Here is a 2,503-nt window from a genome sequence, read left to right as displayed (position 1 = left end):
CACCAACCTGGCGAATCGAAACCGGCGAATCAGACAGAACGACCTGAACATTGATCAGATGCTCTCTCAGACGACGGAGTCGACGAACTCCGCCCAGGCGTCGGCCCCGAGGAGCAGCACGGGCCCGTCCGAGACCTTGCTGTCCCGGACGGGCACGATGCCGGGGAATCCGTCGGCTACTTCGACGCAGTCGCCGCCCTCCCCATTGCTGTAGGTGCTCTTACGCCAGCGGGCGGCGCCGATGAAGTCGAACGCGACCTCGACACAGCTACCGCCTTCGCCGTTGCTGTAACTGCTCTTGCGCCAGCGGGCGTTGCTCAGGTCGTACTCGCGCATCGTCTGTGGTCCTCCGCCGCCGACTGGATCAGGGCGAGGGACGCCTCCGGCGACAGTGCGGCGCCCCTGAGCAGATCGTATGCGCGCTGTGCCCTCTTCACCACTGCCGGGTTGTCGAGCAGCTCGCCCGAAAACGAAGTCTCTGTATAGAGGGTTGGCGGTGCATCCTCGAACTCCATGAGCTGCACCATGCCTCCCATGGAAGCGAACGCTCCCGCCGAGCGCGGGACCACCAGCACCAGTACCTTCCGCTCCCTGGCCAGCGTGGCGATGTGCTCAAGTTGCTCGGCCATGGCCGCCGCCCCACCGACAGGCGTGCGCAGGGTACCCTCGTGCAGGATCGCCCAATACTCGGGCCTTGTAGCGTCGTTGAGGATGCGCGCCCGTTCCAGGCGGGCACCGACCTTTTCGGCGACGTACTCGTCCGTGACGAACGGGTTGGCCGCGAGCGTGACCGCCTGCGCGTACGCGGCCGTCTGCAGCAGGCCGGGGATCACCGTCGGCGCGAACTCACAGATCTTCGTCGCCGTCCGCTCAAGCTCCACCACCTCCGCGAAGTAATCCGCGTACCGCTTGTCGTCGATGAGTTTGCGCCACGTCCGCTCGAAAAAACCAGCGGTTTGTAGGACCTCGTCAATCCGTACCGCCACATCCAACTGTGGCTTCCGAATGGCCTGTTCGAACTGCCCGATGTAGCCCCCGGAGACGAAGACCATCGCCCCCAACTCCACCTGGGTTAATCCGGCCTCCTCCCGTCGCCTCTTCAACTCCGTCCCGAAGAACTCCCAAGCCGCCTGTCGCTGTGAACCATTGGCCATAACCGAACCGAACCCCCTTCGACTGCACCGCCGTTGCTGCGCCCAGAGCCTTCCGAGTGTAGGCACAGCACGTCATCGTGGAAGTGCGAAGAGTGAAACTCGATAAGTCAGGGGAGCACGGTGACGGCACGACAGGCGGCACACTCGGCGGACTGCGTCGAAGAGGCGGAGGAAATTGTGAAGGAATTGCGGACGGCGTTGAAAAGCGCCGGGATTACTCTGCCGTCGCTCCGACTGGACGCGGCGAGTGTGGCCCGGGAAGCGCCCTGTCCGCTCATCGAATTGGGGCGCTGCAACGTCGAGACGGCGGCCCGGATCGCGGCGGCGCTGCGATGAACGACGTGAGGCCGGCGAGGTCCGGGAAGCCGGGGCGGCCGGACGTCGGCACGTACGTCATGGACACCCGCACCGAGAAGGTCGGCATCGTCATGGGGCACGAGGGGCCCTACGTCCAGCTCAGGTCGTACGGCGGCGGCCGGGAGTGGGACGCGGCCCCGGACGCCCTCCGGCCCGCCACCCCGGCGGAACGTCTCAGCGCGGCGACGGCGTACGCGAACGCCCGCAGCCGCGGTGAGGTTCCCTGATCGGCTTGGCTGGGCTGGGGTCAGCGCAGGGGCGTGACCTTGACGCGTTTGCCCGCTGGGCCCAGGTGGTCTACGAGGTGCTGGATGTCGTCGGGATCCGACGTGAACACGTTGGCGCCGAGGCGCGCGGCGATCAGTGCGACGGTGCCGTCCACGGGGTCTGAGGTGCGGGCTTTGCCCAACAGTTCGCCGACACTCACGGCGAGGGCGTGATCCAGCGGCGGTACGCGGCAACCGTGGAGAAGTCGTGCCAGTTGCGACTGGCGGGCGCCGTCGCGCCAGGCCTGGGAGACGACCGGCGCGGGCACCAGGGGCAGGCCGCCGGCGGTCAAGTACGACCGGTGGGTTCGCCAGAAGGCGACTTGATCCCGCTCGGCGGCGATCAGAGCACCGGCGTCGTACACGAAGGGTCGCAAAGTGCTCACGCAGCACCTCGCGCACGGTCCTCCGAGTGTGACGAGTACTCGTCCGAGTAGACGGGGCGGGTGGCGTCCTCCATGACGGCATCCACCCACGCCTGCTCCTCGGGTGTCGGTGGAGGGAGGTGGGCCATGGCCTCCTCTGCCGCAGCGAGACCCGCCTCGATCTTGGCCGCGTGTTCAGCCGCGCGCGACAGCCAGGCGGAGACGCTCAGTCCGTCCCGCTCGGCGGCCGATCTGGCGGCTTCGAGTGTCTCACTGGGGATGGTGATGGTGACGCGCTCTAGCCTCGCGCTTTCACGAGGTGGGCTGTCCAAGAGCTGATCAGAAACACGGAAAGTGCCCT

Annotated in this window: 6 protein-coding genes; 2 read left to right on the top strand and 4 right to left on the bottom strand. The window is 66.9% G+C overall.

Features of this window, described 5'->3' with window-relative positions:
* Positions 1 to 66: 66 nt before the first annotated feature.
* Positions 67 to 336 carry a DUF397 domain-containing protein gene (locus IEY89_RS40020; RefSeq protein ID WP_189152432.1) on the bottom strand — a complete coding sequence of 90 codons (270 nt, stop codon included), beginning with the start codon at positions 334 to 336 and terminating at the stop codon, positions 67 to 69.
* Entirely contained in the window at positions 318 to 1,154 is an 837-nt protein-coding gene (locus IEY89_RS40015) for a helix-turn-helix domain-containing protein (protein ID WP_189152431.1), read from the bottom strand. The genes IEY89_RS40020 and IEY89_RS40015 overlap by 19 nt, the downstream gene beginning before the upstream one ends.
* A gap of 120 nt (positions 1,155 to 1,274) precedes the next feature.
* On the opposite strand from IEY89_RS40015, the gene IEY89_RS40010 reads away from it, so the two are divergent.
* Positions 1,275 to 1,490: a hypothetical protein gene (locus IEY89_RS40010; RefSeq protein WP_189152434.1), complete on the top strand. Its 216-nt coding sequence runs from the start codon at positions 1,275 to 1,277 to the stop codon at positions 1,488 to 1,490.
* Positions 1,487 to 1,738, top strand: a complete 252-nt coding sequence (locus IEY89_RS40005) for a hypothetical protein (RefSeq protein ID WP_189152430.1) — start codon at positions 1,487 to 1,489, stop codon at positions 1,736 to 1,738. Before IEY89_RS40010 ends, IEY89_RS40005 begins: the two co-directional genes overlap by 4 nt.
* 20 nt (positions 1,739 to 1,758) lie before the next feature.
* On the opposite strand, the gene IEY89_RS40000 is transcribed toward IEY89_RS40005, so the two are convergent.
* Together IEY89_RS40000 and IEY89_RS39995 are read right to left on the bottom strand one after the other, a co-directional pair.
* Positions 1,759 to 2,163, bottom strand: a complete 405-nt coding sequence (locus tag IEY89_RS40000) for a PIN domain-containing protein (protein WP_229695740.1) — start codon at positions 2,161 to 2,163, stop codon at positions 1,759 to 1,761.
* Complete coding sequence (locus IEY89_RS39995; protein WP_189152429.1) at positions 2,160 to 2,474, bottom strand: hypothetical protein; 315 nt, start codon at positions 2,472 to 2,474, stop codon at positions 2,160 to 2,162. Before IEY89_RS39995 ends, IEY89_RS40000 begins: the two co-directional genes overlap by 4 nt.
* Positions 2,475 to 2,503: the final 29 nt, after the last annotated feature.

Source organism: Streptomyces lacrimifluminis, assembly GCF_014646095.1.
GTDB lineage: Bacteria > Actinomycetota > Actinomycetes > Streptomycetales > Streptomycetaceae > Streptomyces > Streptomyces lacrimifluminis.
Note: the sequence above shows the minus strand (reverse complement) of the source record. Positions and strands in the feature narration are given on the sequence as shown.

Excerpts from the sequence above, each read along its gene's own strand:
- IEY89_RS40015 (WP_189152431.1), bottom strand. The coding sequence starts at position 1,154 with ATGGCCAATGGTTCACAGCGACAGGCGGCTTGGGAGTTCTTCGGGACG.
- IEY89_RS40020 (WP_189152432.1), bottom strand. The coding sequence starts at position 336 with ATGCGCGAGTACGACCTGAGCAACGCCCGCTGGCGCAAGAGCAGTTAC.
- IEY89_RS40005 (WP_189152430.1), top strand. The coding sequence starts at position 1,487 with ATGAACGACGTGAGGCCGGCGAGGTCCGGGAAGCCGGGGCGGCCGGAC.